We start from the raw sequence: 15,983 nt of genomic DNA on the forward strand, positions 1-15,983 counted from the left end.
AAGCAATAGACCCGAAAAGAAATACTACTACTGTGGTATTTATTGCATTAAGAAAACACATCTGTTTAATTTTTGATAGGGGTTATGCTTAAATTGTAACTGAGGTTTTAAGAAATAGTAAATTAAAAAAAATAAAAGTTCAAAATCATTTTATTAAGTTGAAAAAGGTTTCTATATTTGCACCCGCTAAGGAGAAATGGCAGAGTGGTCGAATGCGGCAGTCTTGAAAACTGTTGAGGGTCACACCTCCGGGGGTTCGAATCCCTCTTTCTCCGCTTAGGAATAGTCAAATTCCACCGAAAGGCCCGTAAACACTACGTTTACGGGCCTTCTTCATTTTATACAATATCGTATAATAGCGAATTCCAAAAGGCTAGCAAATCCAATTCGTATTTGTGTATCCTAAATTTACTTTGGGAAAGGGCGAAAAACTTTTAGTGAAATTGGATGAGATGAATGGTGCTAGGGATGTGGGATGGAGGTTGGGGAAATAAAAGATTATGGTCATTTTCAAAGGTTCTCTTTATGAAGTAACTTCCAAGAGAAGGTCTCAATAATAAATCTTTCTCAATTCGATAGTTTTCACAGATTGCCTTAACGTACACCGTAATATTATCATGGTTCAAAATTTCTTTGATTTCCTTGACAACCGCGGGCGAATCACCCGCATAAAACTGATTATCCATAAATGTTTCCCCGAGAACAGACACGTTTCCTGAGCAACTATTTATAAAAATCAATTAAAAAAAAGGAGGGGGATGGCATACTACTCTAGAAATATCCGGTTCAATATGCTGATTTACATATAGGTAGCCCAAAGGTAAACTGAATAGATTCGCAAATATATAAATGATGATTTTCACCTTTACCATGTAACAAAATAAGAATACTGTTACTGTTAAGGATTATAAATTTCATAGTCTATTTCAATAAAATCGATTACATCCTTTGACCAATATTCTTCAATAAATTTGGAATGTTCTGGATTATTGGAGTAGTTATCATAAGTTATTTGATTGACAAAATCCATTGATATGCCGTAATCAAAAGTGTTCATTGAATTGGTTTGTTTAAGAATTTTAAAATTAAGCACTCCCGGTAATAGACCAAGTTTTTTTACTGCTTCAAAGAAGCGTTTTTTTCTCTCTGAACCTTTTACATGTTTTAAATTAAAAATAACCGAATGATGTATCATGATAATTATATTATAACCCTTATGTTTTTAAACCGTACGATAGTTTTTGGAGTATAGTTTCTAAATTCCCTTTGTTGTTTGAAAATATGGAAAAACGAACAAAAGATTGAAATTCACCAAATAAAGTTTTATATTGACTGAATACCCACCTTAAGAATTGATAAGCGATACTTCAAATGTATTAATTGGCAGGATCCCTTTAAAAAAGCAAGTACTTATTATTTTAATTCTGGAATGAATAATTAAATTTAGGCTGAGTTACTCAATTGGTTAACTCTCTTAAATATTTCACTGCATATTTCACATCACCCAGATTATTCTCCCAATCGTGCTCGCATTCGATATATATAGGTCCGGTATAATCCTGTCGATCTAGTTCTTTCAGTATAGCATCATAATCTATTACTCCGGTTCCAACCTTTACATCCTGAGCATCCATATTTCCCGCCTCATCGAGGTCCTTGGCGTGAATTCCGACTAGATGACCCTCCAAAATCTTCAAACATTCTACAGGATCTAACCCACTACGAGCCCAATGCCCCAAATCGCCGCATGCTCCTAAATTGGGTCGGCCTTTTATCGCCACCAAAACAGAATCTGGATGCCAATATCGGCTCTTTCCTCGAGCATGTTCATGGATAGCTAATTTTATTCCGCTCGTTCCCCCAAACTATCCAATAGATTCAAAAATTTGGGTTCTGGTTCACCTACTAAAAAATCAATATCCAGTATTCTTCCAATCTCGAAGAACTTAATCCATTCTTCCTGCGTCTTTGCATCGGCATATATAGAAGGCATTCTCAACCCCTTTTCATCGATGATTCTCTTCATCTTTTGAAGTTCCTCATCATTCAGATTTTGCATCGTTTTATTCTCAAAATCTTCGCCCAGCTTATGAAAGAAGAATCCTTCGACAATTTCTGCTCCCGCCCCCTTTGATTTATCTAGCGTTTCGTGAAATGGAAACCGGTTAAAAGAGTACAGGGCCACGCCAATCTGAATTCCTCCACTTGCATTATCAGCTGCTATCTCACCGGATGCTTTCTTTCCGTTCGAACCACAGGACCATAATATCGTTAAAGTAAAAATAGCCGTAATTAAAGCGCCAAAATAACTTTTCTGATTCATATCTTTTATTTAATAAGTTAACTTTCAATAACCACTCTCCCCGTCGACCCCATCATGTCAAGAACTATGTCCTTGCAAATGCCATTAGAAGAAAACGGCTTTCATTCCAGCCATCTTTTTCCTTTCATGGGAAAGGATAAGGAGCTAGTCAAAAAAAAAACAAAAGAAAGGCCAATTTCAATTTTTTCTGTTTACTTCGGATCCACCTCTCGATATGCTTTCAATGCAGCCTTGTCTCCTTCCTCTCCATTACCGCTTATTCCATGTTCAAGCCCTACAAATCCCCTGTAGCCCTTATCTTGAATGTGTTGCAATACATTCTTGAAGTTAATCTCACCTGTCCCGGGCTCGTTTCGACCAGGGGTATCTCCAATCTGTATATACCCAATCTCATCCCAGGCATAATCCATCGTAGGAATCAGATTTCCTTCCTGTATCTGAACATGATAAACATCGAACAATATTTTTACACTTGGGCTTTGCACCGCTTTGGCCATGGCATAAGCCTGAGGTATTTCGTGCAAAAACATACCTGGATGATTAATTTTATGGTTCATTGTTTCCATCACCATCACCAATCCATGCGGTTCATATATTTCTGCTACCTGCTTTAACAGTTCAATAGCATTGGCCATCTGAAAATCCCATGGCAACTTCGGATCAGCCACCCCCAATACATTATGGATATATTTTGTATCCATGCGTTTTGCTATTTCTACCGATTCCCTTACTTCCCTCAATACCCTCTCTCTTATAGCTTTATCTTTTCCCGCAAAGGTGACTTCCTTAAACGACATCGTCCCTACAAACTGGCCAAAATCCATTCCCAGACGGTCCATTACCCGTTTGATCTCTTTCTGTTCGCTCACAGTACTTCTCGACAACCAAGTACTCTCCCAGGCTCTGAATCCACTATCATATCCCCACTCGAGCTGCTCCTCGAAGCTCGCCCCATCCCCTTGATTAAATATATCGAAGTCTGGTGAAAATTTCATATTAAATGGAGCCATGGCATCGAATGGTTCCAAATGCTCAGGTTCGTTGGATAAGGCCCTTCCTGAAAACAGCGTCAGGGCTGCTCCTCCTAGCATTCCGTTTCGTAAGAATTCTTTTCTGTTCATTTTTTTATTTTTTTAACACTCTAAATTTTATAAACCAGGCTTAACAATTTCACGGGCAGTACATCTCCTTCAAAGCCTCCAAATACTTATAACCCCGCACTATTCCTTAAATACGCAATCAAATCTGCCATTTCCTGCTCACTCAATACTCCGCCAAAACCAGGCATCATGGACATTCCCGGAATCGATTCAATATTAGCAATTTCTTGTCTGTTAATAGTCTGCATCTGTTCCGGCCCTGTATGCAACTCAATTGCACTTGATGTTTCATTGCTTATCACACCCTGTAGGATCTCACCATTATTCATCTCTATCTTCCACAAATCATATCCTGGTGCAATCGACAAACCAGGAACCAATATATTTGCCATTAGTGCCTTAGCATCCCAATTGTGTACCGTCCCCAGGTCAGGTCCGTAATTGACGCCCAGTTCACCTCTTACCTGGTGACAGATAGTACAATTAGTCTTGTATACTTCCAGACCTTTCTTTTCATCGCCCGGCATATCCAATGCAGACTTATAACTTGCTATCACTTCCTGCATATCATCCTGTGCCAGAATTGAACGGGCTCGTTCACGTATTTCTTCCACATGATATTGATTCAATTGAACGGTCCTGGACCACCCCAGCGCTGACTTTGGAATCTTCTCCTTCTCCACGGCATCCAATAATAACACCACTCGTTCTTTGTTTCTCATAAAACTCTGAAGGGCCGCTTCCCGTACACCCGGAGTCATTTGACCCCAATATTTCAATACAAATTCCGATACACTGGCACCGGGAATGTGGTCATACACTTCCAGGGCTACTTTTTGAACAACCGGATCTTCTGAAGGATTAATTAAAGCCTTTATTTCAGATTCGTATGTAGAAGGATCTCCCAACAACAATAATTTCAACATCTGAGACCGGTAACCCACTCTTAATTCCTTATTTTGACCTCTTCCCAGTGCTTTCTGAATTGCCTTTTCAATATCCGGATTATCATTCTTCTCATTTAATATTTCCAATAGCCTAAAGGTATAGCTACGAATTTCGTCCGATTCATGATCAAAATAGGCGCGCAATAGTAATGCTGTTTCAGGGGAGAAAAAATCCCTGCCTGATTTATTGCGATTAATCCCCGTGGACAAACCTTTTAGAATGGCAGACTGCAGTGATACTGGATCAGTGGAATTTATAATCAAGCCCTGTTTCAACAACGAAACAATCATTTTCTGATTCTCACTCGCCCCCAGCGCCTCTGTCAAATGGCTGATAAAAGGATCATATTTAGATTCTTTACCCCGACCCCGTCGCTGAATAGTTTCTCTCAACAATCCCTCCACACCTAACTCACCTGCTGACAAAGCAGCCAGTTGCACCCATTCATCATCTATGTCCTGAAATAAAATTTGCTCTCGGACGACTTTCGCATTTTTACCATCAAGATCGCCTAATGTACACAGCAATTGAAAACGAACTTTTGCTGACGCATCACCTGCCATTTTCATCAGTTCTGCTTGTAATTCCATGTCTCCTTCCATATATCGTTCCGCAATCCGAATCGCATTTTCCCGGAGTCCTGCAGACGGGTCATGTAAAGCGATTATGATATCTTCTTCTTCCAAAGCACTCATGCCTTCCAAAGTCCACAAAGCATGTAATCGCCCCATCACCGCATTTCCGGTTCTTAATTCCTTCTTTAGTAATGGGGTCACTTCCGTATCCTTCCTGTCTACCAACAACCGTTGTGCATTGCTGCGCCACCATCGATTCTTATGACTTAAAAATTTGACTAATTCAATACTCGTACTTTCCCCCAGCTCCAATCCTCCCGTCCATTGGGCTGAAGGTGTACCCTTCGGAGTTATACGGTAGATCCGCCCCATATTATGACCATCATACAAATCGCCGCCTTCAATCGCCTCGTCTGACATCCACTCAGGATGTTCTATAATCCGACGATAATAATCCAAAACATATAAAGCTCCGTCAGGACCGATGTACATATTCACGGGCCGCGCCCAATAATCACGCGATGCAAAAAACTCCCTCCCTTCTTCCATTCGAGAGGCAGTAAAGCTGGCTCCTTTCGGAGTTAATTTATCTGAATGAACCACATTACTCACGGATTCCATCACAAAAGTGAGCTCTTTGTCATAGGGTGCTGGAAATATACCACCCGAATAATAGGTTATTCCACTTGTAGAAGTCGTCAATCCAACCTCCGAAAATAACTGACGATCCGGATTGGTGGTAATTTGAAAAACTTCAGTAGAATTGCCATGATCAGAGACGTCTTCAGCCGCTTTACTTATCCCAGCATCAGGATTACGATTCAAATATTGCGGAGCCAAAACCTCCTCATAGATATGATTCTGATTGTGAGTGAGAAAATGATGTCCCCACTCATCAAAGGTATGTCCAAACTGACCTTTTACTGACAATATTTCTAGGCTCTCGCCATCCGTTTTAAACCGTACATTTTTACCGTTTGCATTTTGAGGTAAAAATGGTCCATCGGGGTCGTTCCAAAAACGAATCTCGTCCCCCAAGTCGCCAAAGTCTTCTTCATATTTCCGTGAGCCGATCCGGCCAAAATGAGACAAATAGATCCAGTTGTCCAGACCATATATAGGATTATTGACATTTACATGTGGATTGGATAAAGAAAAACCTGTCAATAAGGTATCGCGTACATCCGCACGGCCATCTCTATCCACATCTTCCAGGTACAATACGTATGGTGCATCGGTAACTATAATGCCATTCTTCCAGGGCATCACCCCGTTCGGGAACATCAGTTCATCCGCAAATAAAATGCTTTCATCCATTATCCCATCTCCATCATTGTCTTTCAATATTTTGATTTTGCCAGTATGACTTTTATTGAGAGGATAACCAGACATCTCAACGACGTACATCAGCCCGTTCTCATCTATGGCCATGTCCACCGGATCGGAAATCAAAGGCTCGCTTGCAAATAACTCGACCTGGAAGCCTTCTACAACCTCATAACTCGCCAATCCATCTTTCGGTGAAAGCGCACCGTTTTCGTACAGTATTCCATTCTGATTACAGGACACCAACATGCCCATAAAAAAAATCAATTCGATAAGGTTTTGTAGCTTCTTCATTAATAGTTTCATTTTTATGTTCAATCTTCCAGCCACAAACTGTTGATTATCTCCAGCGTTTCTTCAACCAAAATAGCTCACCCTCAGGGCCTACAAAATTACTTTGGCATATTGCACTATAACTACCACCGTAAACCGCTTTTTCCGTTGGCAAATAACTGCCCGGCCCCGCCAATTGTATCACGAATGTTTGCAATGCTTTACTTCTGGCTTTTATTTGAATACCATAATCGGTGAATAACTCAAATTGATTAGTGCAAATCGCAATATCTCCCAATCGAATAGCATGAATTTCTGTTTTATGTTGTGGATTGGGAATTTGTTTTTGTACTTCATACCTTTTAACAATCGCATCATTCCACAGCATCTTCACGTAAAGCTGATCAGATTGAGCAGAATCTTGTTCAATTTGCATTCTGGTATCTTCCGAAACTCTTTTTGATTCGATGTATTCGTCGACTGAAATAAGCCGCATTGGTAATTCGATCTCTTTGTAATGATGTTCCAGAAGGATATCCTTTTGTAGGTCGTCCTTCACTATTTCATATGTAATCTCAACTGCATCCGCAATCCGCCTGGAAACATCATCCATCCGGTTTTCGCCGCTTAATTCCGCCATCCGTTCTAATGCCGCCTTTCGATAAATGGGTCGGGGAGACTGATCTCCTGCAGCTCCTGCCCATCCCACTACTACTAATTTTGATCCAAATCTTGCCTTCAACTTTTCACGGACCGGATGCCAAAAATCAGCATCAATGCGAGTATCGCCTTCCACCTGCTGAGATGGACAACTTACATTGACTCCTATACTGATCAAACCGCCTTTCTCATTCCAGAAATACAGCGAATTTACATCGTGATCTTCATACCCTTCTATTCCCTCAAACTCCGGAGTCATTGTATTCCCATACATCGCAGCACTGCCATCCTTATACACCACCCGACGATTATAAGGAATAGCAGCCCTTCTTACGCCCCAAGTAGTGCTGCCTTTTTGCCTGCCTTCCCAGGCTTGTAAAATTCCCTTGGTGATTTGAGAAACCAGAAATTGTCGATATTCTGAAACCTGAGTAACGTTCTCTTTCGGGATATTGTAGTAAAAATAAGCCGCTTCATCCGTTAAGTCTTCAATCACCGGGCCTGTATGGGTAAGCGTACCATTCAAGATGATTTTATTTCCATTAAAGCCTGGTATTTTCTCCTCCACTGCGCTTCGCACCTGATTCCACATTTTGGTGGATATCCATATCAGATCACAGGAAACAAAAATAGCAGTATCCTGTCCAACAGCTCCATTCCGGGTCTCCAAAGCGACAATGCCTGCTCTAAGAGGTGTATGGATTTCGTCTGCGATTCGAAGGTGGAATTGCCCCATAAGAGCCACCGGTAATTTTGGTGTGATATTAACTTCCGCGGCACCAATGTACAGTTCCGATCCAATGACCATGGATGAAGGCAAACATAGGAATAACAATGTTATTCGGAATGTCGTTGATAAAGGTATTCTTAGAAAGCGAATTTTCATATGTTGAATCATCTGATTAATTTCACAATTTAATTTTCATTCCACATGGCGTTTATAAGTTCCAACGTTTCCTCGACCAGGATAGCGCCTCCTTCGGGGCCAACTACATTACTCTGGCACACCGCGCTATATCCTCCGCCTTTAGCAGCTTTTGAAGTGGGCAAATAAGTTCCCGGGCCTGCCAATTGAACGACTATGGTTTGTAAGGCTTTGCTTCTGGATTGCATTTGCAATCCAAAATCTGTGAACAATTCAAATTGGTTTGTACATACCACAATATCCCCTAGCCGAATTACATGGATCTCCGTTTCATACTGAGGATTAGGGTTAGTTTTCTGAACTTCATATCTCTTTACAACATCTCCATACCAGGTCATCCTCGTATTTAATTGCTCCGCTTTTGCTGGATCTCTGGAAATTTGCTCCGCAGCCTCATTAGATATTAGTCTGGACTCGATGTATTCATCCACGGTGATTTTCCGCATGGGCAATTCAATTTTTCGTGCCTGATGCTCCATAATTACTTCTGAGTGTTTATCGTTTTCAACAATCTCATAAGTCCGGTTCACCGCCTCCGCAATACGTAATGCAATGTCTTCCATCCGGCTGGTATTGCTTAATTTTCGCATTCTTTCCAGGGCCTCTTTACGGTAAATAGGATGTGGAGACTGATCTCCTGACGCACCGATCAAACCGGCAATAACAACGTCATTACCAAATTGCTTTTTTAATTTTTCACGTACTGGGTGCCAGTAATCAGCATTCACTTTGGTATCACCTTCCACCTCCTGAGCCGGACATGCTACTTCAACGGCCATTCCTAATAATTTATCAGAACCGTTCCAAAAAAACAAGGAATGTACGTCGTGATCTTCATAACCTTCAATATTATTAAAATTAGGGGTTACCGTTGTGCCATACATCACTGCTTCGCCATCTTTATAAACTACCCGGCGATTATATGGGATCGCTGCGCGATCCAGACCCCAGGACATTTTCCCTTTTACTCTCTTTTCCCAGGCTGATACAATTCCTGTTGTAATCTGATTGACCAAAAACGATCTGTATTCTCCTACCTGTGTAACCCCTTGTTCCGGTAGCTTATATAGAAACGTGGTCTTATCAGATGCATCATTTAGGACAGGAGTCGTGTGGGAATGAGTTGCATTAATGATGATTTTATCAGTATTAAAATCAGGAATCCTTTTTTTTACTTCTTGCCTCACCATATTCCACACTTGGTTGGGTATTCCTACCAGGTCACAGGAAACAAAAATGGTCTTATCTAGACTTTTTTTGCCACTCCTGGATTCCAAGACTATAATGTTTGCAGTGAGTGGTGTACTTATTTCATGGGCTATCCGTAAATGAAATTGCCCCGCCAGTGCTACTGGTAATTTCGGAGTAATATCCATCTCTGATACGCCGATATATAAGTCTTGGGTAAACATATTCATACAAGTAAGTAATAAACCTAAAGTCGTTAAAGTCTGTCTCATAATATTTAGTGTTTTTTTAATCTTAATCTTAACTTAAAGAGTTAACAATGTTATTAAAACATCTTTCATGTAATTTTAATTATCGTTCTCCTCCCAAAACTTATTCATACCACGTACAGTTTCTTCTACCAAAATATCACTGTAAGCTTCCCTTAAAACCGAACTGTTTAAAAGTAGAATAATTTCGGAGTTTATTATATGAACAGGACCAATTTCAACTTTTTGGCATATCCATCCAATAAGGTATATGCATATCATAGAGTCAAATTGGTTTCAAGATTTTTAAAAAATCTTTCAATTTAACGGGTTCAATACATTACCAAACTGTTAGCACATCTGTTTGGAATCTTAAAATCAAATAAAGGGTGCTTTTTTTTATTAAAATATTTTTTTACTGTTGTAAGTTTGATCTGGCGGCACTCTTCCTATTTCGGTATGCCTCCTTTTGGTGTTGTTTAACTCGAGGTATTCCCTTACCATTTGATAGGGGTCTAAACCCCCGTTTAGCGGATTCAGATATATCTTTCCGTATTTGATCGACTTCCATAAACGTTCGATAAATATGTTGTCCTAGGCCCTTACTTTACCATCCATTGATATTTGTACGTCATGTTCTTTGAGGACATCGATATATTGGGTACTGGTATATTGAGACCCCTGATCGGAGTTGTGTACTTCTGGCGTCCCGTATTTGGCAATAGTGCCCTAATAGATTCTGTTATCTAACAGTGTATACCAAAGCTCAGTTCATGGTAATTACTATAAATTCCATTAAAATATAATCTGAATTACCCTGGAAATAACTTAAGCCCATTAAAACGCCCAACGAAGATTCAATTGCTTGTGTATTGAGTTCATAAAAATTGTGTTAGGATTAAACAGCATTAATCTAACTACCTATTTTTATAATAATGCTAAATGCTATACGGTAGGCATATTAGTTACCGTTTTAAATTCAAATAACATGAATACAGATATAAAAGAAATTGAAGACCGTTTGAATGACATCATTCAAAAGAATGAAGATTCCGTAAAGGGATATAAAAAAGCTGCCGAGAATACAGAGAATGCTGGCTTGCAAAATTATTTTTGGAATAAGGCCAAGGAGCGACGAACTTTTCTAGTTGAATTGAAGACTTCCACACCCACTCTAAATACACGGGATAAAATAGACGGAAGCACGGCCGGGGCATTACATAGAACGTGGATGGATGTTAAGGCATTTTTCTCCGGAGATGATGCTGAAGCCATGTTAGAAGAGGCAATTAGGGGCGACAAGGCTGCAATAGAGGAATACAACGAGGTGTTAGCCAATACGCTTGTACCACCATCTTTATCGTCCATAATAAGAAGACAACGGGATTGGTTAATGCAAGATTTAGAGAGAATTAAAACTTTAGAAGATTTGAGGTAAAATACTTTACTTCCCTACCTTTACATGATACATGAGCCTCTATTTTTAGAGGCTCTCTTTTTCATTGAAAATTCCGATTTTAATTTAACATTCATTGAGCCTTTATAATACCCGTATTTCCATTTAAGATAGACGTGGAAAACCTCATTATTACTACCCATTATTTTAATGTAAACAAATTTAATCTCCCTTATACACTAATTTAGGACCTAGTAATTGCCATTGTAGGTAGATTATATTTCAATCTACTTTAAAATCATGGGCATGGAACAAGGTCTAATCAGGAATAAGTATCACTCTAAATTTTGGTAAGTGCGGACCCTTTATGGGCTGCAATATGATCGGATTTGTCACTTTTAATTTCATATTGGGGCTCATCCTTACTGGCGTGGTGGGTATATCCCTTGTAGTTGAAATTTGAATGATGAATCTTTATTATTTTACCTGTAACATAGCCCGCCTCGGAATTCCATTTTACATGATTGCCTACCTTGAATTTTGTCATTTTTACTTTTTTTAATTAAAACCCATATCACTAATTATAAATCAAATACCTAAGGGTAAGCCCATGAGACATCTGTCGGAAACTGCCGATAACATTTCAACGCCCGCCTGAACTGAACGGGCAGGCAAGCGTCGGAGCATTCAAATCTCACTTAGTGGGAAAACTACTCCTGAAAACTTGATGGAGATACCTGTTAGCTATTAGCCACCGCCAATCCCAAATTGAGTCTGGTTATTTGACGGATCTATACACAGCTCAATGTATTGAAATCACCAGTTCCCATAGTTTTTATACTAAGACCCTTTCAAGACTATAAAGACCCACGATTTACCCCTCTAGGTCATAGAACAATTGCATCGCTTGTACCATGCCTTCTTCTATGGCAGATTCTTCATAAAATTCACCAGATTCCTTACACTTATTTGCTATTTCCAACGCCTTGTCGCATGTTTTAGGTTCAAGCTTATTCAATTTGAGTTGGAATGAGGCAAAAGTCCATTTGTTGCTCTTCTCCATAGATAAAAGTTGCAAAATTTTATAATAAGCCTACAACACCTATCAAGCTCTATATATAATTCATCTAAAATTACAACTGACATTGCTGGTTGCTGTCAATGGGAGTTAAATGGATTTAATTCTTTTCCAATCTATCTATCATTTCTTTCATCTCCCTTATTTCCTTTTCTTGCGCTTTGATAATTTTTTCTGCCAGTTTTTTCACTTCTGGGTCCTTTATATCTGCACGACCACTAGTTAGTATGGCAATGGAATGATGCGGTATCATTGCTTCCATCCATTTTATATCATTGATAGGAATTTGTTGCCGGACCAAATAAGTTGAAATGGTCATTAACAAAATACTGCCAAGTATTATGCTTGTATTTTTTATTCTGTTTTGATACATTTTAAGCATAAACAAAAGCATAACAATTGCCATTCCTCCAATTCCTATAAAGGTCATATACATTCTAGTCCAACTAAAGTAAATATGATTAAATTCATAGGTATTAAAATACATCGTTATATACATTGAAATAGCAGAGCAAATCAACATTAGAATAAAATTGGTATAATTGGAGTTTTTCATTTTAAAGGGTTTAGCGTTATTAATTCAGTTGAAGCATAATCCTCTGTGGTAGAATTGTTTTATCGTTCCCAATAATTAAGCTCCATTAATTACTAGTATATGGACCACAAGCCTGGAGTGGCCAACTCCAATAAATGGTTATCTGGATCACGGAAGTATAGGCTTGTCCCACCTCGTTCCCATTTGTATTCACTTTCAATTTTAATTCTATTGGTATTCAACAAATTTCTCCAAGGTATAAGGTCGCTTTCCATAATTGAAAAAGCTAGATGAAGACTTCCAGTTCCACCATGCGGAGGTATTGGCCCCTTATGAACATTAATTTCTTCCTTGGACCAGGCTGCTCCATCCTTAAGAAACAGAAGCAAAACCTGTTTCTCCGATACATTTAGCGCACAGAAGCTTTCGTTCGTCATAAGGGTTTCCAAATTAAAGAGCCTTTTATAAAAGGTAATAGACACCTTTAAATCGGATACATATAGTGCTGTTTCCAATACTCCTTCAACCTTAAGAATGTCCATTTCAATTATTCTTGTTGAAATATGGAAAGAATATTACCTGCGGGATCCTTAAACCAGGCAATCAACGGTCCTTCGTTATGTGATATCCCTTTTTCATCGGTATGTAGCTCTTTGTACTGTTCAAATACAATTCCTTTTTCCAGGAGGGCATCAACTGCCACTTCAATATCTTCCACGGGAAAATTTAGGATAGTAAAGGTTGCCGGAATATGATTTTCTTTAGGATAAATAATAATTGGATTATTTCCTTCAAGATCTAGTTCCAGCATCCCCATAGGATTGCTCCTTACTTGCAATCCCAAGATTCCCCTATAAAATATTTTCGCCTTTTGCACGTCGTCCACGGAAAAACCGCTGAAAGCTTTTGATTTTGTTAACATTGCTTCTTATTTTTTTATTTCTATAATTGAACATCCACTTTATCTAAGTTACCAAATACCCCAAAAAAACACTAGAATTTTGACGTAATTATTAAGGATATCTAGATTTAAGAATCCTCTCAATATCCTTCGCCCCTTTATTTCACGTATTTTTCCAGCCCTTTTTAAAAATCAATTTCACACTAACAAGTATACTTTATGGCGGAACCCCTAAATACAGATCCGAGTTGATTTTTTAATTTATTGGTTACGGTAATGAATGCCACCTTACCTCACAAGTAGTTGCACTATTTTTCCAATGAACCTGTTTTATTTTTTGATGTTGTTGATTATTTAAAGTACCATTTCCATATTTTAAATCAGAACCATTGCCCCTTGATCTCTGATATATCAAGAATAAGATCCCATTAAGATATTTATTTGGCAATGGTTTATAGGAATTTAAAGAATCATCAATAATCATGGGGAAGTTAACAAGCCACCCCAAATTACCATGATGAGCTGGGTTTAATAGGACTTTTATCTGTTTTCTCAAAGCCATTGTATAAGGCGCTGGATTATTTTCTGCAAATAGATTTTTTGCCTCATTTTCATTAATGGTTAGGGTTTTCATGGCTTCAACCACCGAATCGCAAAAATGCTTATAGAATGCTTTTTCAAGTCCTATTATTTGTTTAATACTTATAAAAGAGGATGATGTTAGGAGGATTTTTCTAACCTCCCATCTTTGATACGCAATAAGATAATAAATTACAACAAAAAGCAAATCGGATATCAGATATAAAACTGACATGGGTAGTAAAGAAAAGGCATAAAAAGGAAGGTATTTTATTCTAGTCCAATTACTCATTACACATTGTGTTAGATTTAATACTAAGTTGCCATTTCCCCAAAAACCAATACTAACGATTTCTGGAAAAGGCAATCAACTAAATTTTTATTTAAAATTCGTTGATTTAAATAACCATCGTTAACTCTAACCCTTAGAAAATTGATGGTATTGGACCCCTGAAAAAAAATAGATTTTCCAGATATCTATTACCTAGTAGTATATAATCATAATATCCTTTCGCCTGATGGCAAGAAAACGGGCAACTTTGTCTGTTGTGCTGACATTGAATGGTACCATAATTTAAATGTCGTTGCCGAGACAGGAATTACAGGTCCACTAACTCTTTAATTAAAAGGAGAGGTTGAAGTGTGTGAAATTTTTCCAGTGTCCAGGAATTATATTTTTTTTGATGATTTCATAAAGAATAGAAAATCCCTCCCAAAAAATTAGTCATCGGCTTTCTTAACTTTTCTATGTTTAATTCCCTGAAGGATAAATATCTCAAAATGAACATGTAAAATCGCAATTTACACTTGAATTAAAGAGCTTAAAATGAAGTGCTTAACCCCTTAATTTAGAGACATTAGAATTTTATTTATTGAGGTAAATTTAGTTTTGATTGGTATCACGATTTACAATGCTAGCTAGTATTTTAGTTAGAGAATTTAACTTAAAAAGATAACTATTATGAAAGATCTAAAAGAACTTTTTGAACATCAGCTTCAAGATTTGTATAGTGCCGAAAATCAATTGGTAGTTGCCCTGCCTAAAATGGCTAAGAAAGCCTCTGATTCGAAATTGAAAAAAGCTTTTGAAGACCATTTGGAAGAAACAAAGGAACAAAAAGAGCGATTGGAAGAAATTTGTGAAGAACTGGGTATTGAGCCAGATGGAGAAAAATGTAAGGCTATGGAAGGGCTAATAAAGGAGGCAGAAAGTTTTATGCAGGAGGCCGAAGGCAAAGAGGTCATGGATGCTGGCCTTATCGCTGAAGCCCAACGCGTAGAACACTACGAAATCTCCGGCTATGGTACTGCCGTTAGATTTGCCAAGGAACTTGGTCATAATTCAATCGCTAAAAAGCTCCAACAAACTTTGGACGAGGAATATGATGCTGATAATAAATTGGATGAGCTTGCAGAAGGTCGGCTCAATAAAAAAGCCAAATAAAATAGCTGACTCCATTATTTAAGTAGTATAAATAAGCACCCAAAAAGGGTGCTTTATTTTTATGATGTTTAAACGATATATATGTAAAAATTTTCCCAACAGTTAATTGACTTGAATATGATATAAATTAATTTTAATTTTTGGTCTTCCACAGTTGGTCCAAATCACACATGTCACATAAATGAAATTTTGTGTGATAGATAGAAACTCATACTCCATTCATTTTGTGACCAAAGAAAAAATAATATTTGTTTTACCATTCCAAATTCTCTACAACATTAACGCAATTGGAATTTTTATTAACCCTATAGCATTATATCGGTTAATTCTCGATTATTTTTTTTGAGATATGATTTTTTATAGCTATATTTATACTATCATGTTTTGGGGTGCTGTTGTACATACAATGGCTGAGATTATACCCATTGAACTAATCAGGTAATTCTGAATAAAGGAAAATATGATCGCAAAGGGAACTAGGAAC

General features: G+C 38.1%; 15 protein-coding genes, 1 tRNA gene and 1 riboswitch. Of the genes, 3 read left to right on the plus strand and 13 right to left on the minus strand.

The annotated features are described in order from the left end of the window. Positions 1-190: 190 nt before the first annotated feature. Positions 191-275 (plus strand) — tRNA-Ser (locus KCTC52924_RS16585). Positions 276-898: 623 nt separating this feature from the next. Here KCTC52924_RS16585 and KCTC52924_RS16590 read toward each other — a convergent pair. The 7 genes from KCTC52924_RS16590 to KCTC52924_RS16620 all read right to left on the minus strand — a co-directional run bounded on the left by KCTC52924_RS16590 (position 899) and on the right by KCTC52924_RS16620 (position 9,590). Then, a complete protein-coding gene (locus tag KCTC52924_RS16590; protein WP_251805877.1) occupies positions 899-1,195 on the minus strand; it encodes a Dabb family protein in 297 nt (98 codons plus the stop codon). Positions 1,196-1,457: 262 nt separating this feature from the next. Beyond that, the gene (locus KCTC52924_RS16595) at positions 1,458-1,847 is read right to left on the minus strand and encodes a TIM barrel protein (protein WP_353057450.1); all 390 of its coding nucleotides are present in this window, start codon (positions 1,845-1,847) and stop codon (positions 1,458-1,460) included. Further along, on the minus strand, positions 1,844-2,323 hold the full coding sequence (locus tag KCTC52924_RS16600) for a hypothetical protein (protein WP_251805878.1): 480 nt from the start codon (positions 2,321-2,323) through the stop codon (positions 1,844-1,846). Before KCTC52924_RS16600 ends, KCTC52924_RS16595 begins: the two co-directional genes overlap by 4 nt. A 191-nt stretch (positions 2,324-2,514) precedes the next feature. Beyond that, on the minus strand, positions 2,515-3,444 hold the full coding sequence (locus tag KCTC52924_RS16605; RefSeq protein ID WP_251805879.1) for a hydroxypyruvate isomerase family protein: 930 nt from the start codon (positions 3,442-3,444) through the stop codon (positions 2,515-2,517). A gap of 86 nt (positions 3,445-3,530) precedes the next feature. Beyond that, on the minus strand, positions 3,531-6,566 hold the full coding sequence (locus tag KCTC52924_RS16610; protein ID WP_251805880.1) for a PVC-type heme-binding CxxCH protein: 3,036 nt from the start codon (positions 6,564-6,566) through the stop codon (positions 3,531-3,533). 46 nt (positions 6,567-6,612) lie between these two features. After that, positions 6,613-8,091 (minus strand): hypothetical protein, encoded by a 1,479-nt coding sequence (locus KCTC52924_RS16615; RefSeq protein ID WP_251805881.1) that lies wholly within the window; start codon positions 8,089-8,091, stop codon positions 6,613-6,615. Positions 8,092-8,120: 29 nt separating this feature from the next. Continuing rightward, positions 8,121-9,590 (minus strand): hypothetical protein, encoded by a 1,470-nt coding sequence (locus tag KCTC52924_RS16620; RefSeq protein ID WP_251805882.1) that lies wholly within the window; start codon positions 9,588-9,590, stop codon positions 8,121-8,123. 964 nt (positions 9,591-10,554) lie between these two features. On the opposite strand from KCTC52924_RS16620, the gene KCTC52924_RS16625 reads away from it, so the two are divergent. Beyond that, complete coding sequence (locus KCTC52924_RS16625) at positions 10,555-11,004, plus strand: PA2169 family four-helix-bundle protein (RefSeq protein WP_251805884.1); 450 nt, start codon at positions 10,555-10,557, stop codon at positions 11,002-11,004. 298 nt (positions 11,005-11,302) lie between these two features. Here the strand turns inward: KCTC52924_RS16625 and KCTC52924_RS16630 are convergent, their stop codons facing one another. From KCTC52924_RS16630 to KCTC52924_RS16655, 6 genes are all read right to left on the minus strand, one after another. Beyond that, a complete protein-coding gene (locus KCTC52924_RS16630; RefSeq protein ID WP_251805885.1) occupies positions 11,303-11,509 on the minus strand; it encodes a DUF2945 domain-containing protein in 207 nt (68 codons plus the stop codon). 327 nt (positions 11,510-11,836) lie between these two features. Beyond that, the gene (locus KCTC52924_RS16635; protein WP_251805886.1) at positions 11,837-12,025 is read right to left on the minus strand and encodes a hypothetical protein; all 189 of its coding nucleotides are present in this window, start codon (positions 12,023-12,025) and stop codon (positions 11,837-11,839) included. A 115-nt stretch (positions 12,026-12,140) separates the two neighbouring features. Beyond that, complete coding sequence (locus tag KCTC52924_RS16640) at positions 12,141-12,596, minus strand: DUF305 domain-containing protein (RefSeq protein WP_251805887.1); 456 nt, start codon at positions 12,594-12,596, stop codon at positions 12,141-12,143. 92 nt (positions 12,597-12,688) lie between these two features. Beyond that, a complete protein-coding gene (locus KCTC52924_RS16645; protein WP_251805888.1) occupies positions 12,689-13,117 on the minus strand; it encodes a VOC family protein in 429 nt (142 codons plus the stop codon). A gap of 5 nt (positions 13,118-13,122) precedes the next feature. Beyond that, complete coding sequence (locus tag KCTC52924_RS16650) at positions 13,123-13,497, minus strand: VOC family protein (protein ID WP_251805889.1); 375 nt, start codon at positions 13,495-13,497, stop codon at positions 13,123-13,125. A gap of 247 nt (positions 13,498-13,744) precedes the next feature. Beyond that, complete coding sequence (locus tag KCTC52924_RS16655) at positions 13,745-14,422, minus strand: hypothetical protein (protein ID WP_251805890.1); 678 nt, start codon at positions 14,420-14,422, stop codon at positions 13,745-13,747. Positions 14,423-15,016: 594 nt separating this feature from the next. Here KCTC52924_RS16655 and KCTC52924_RS16660 point away from each other — a divergent pair. After that, on the plus strand, positions 15,017-15,499 hold the full coding sequence (locus KCTC52924_RS16660; RefSeq protein ID WP_251805891.1) for a ferritin-like domain-containing protein: 483 nt from the start codon (positions 15,017-15,019) through the stop codon (positions 15,497-15,499). A gap of 375 nt (positions 15,500-15,874) precedes the next feature. Next, positions 15,875-15,972, plus strand: a riboswitch (TPP riboswitch). The last annotated feature ends 11 nt before the right edge of the window (positions 15,973-15,983 follow it).

Source organism: Arenibacter antarcticus, assembly GCF_041320605.1.
GTDB classification, from domain to species: domain Bacteria; phylum Bacteroidota; class Bacteroidia; order Flavobacteriales; family Flavobacteriaceae; genus Arenibacter; species Arenibacter antarcticus.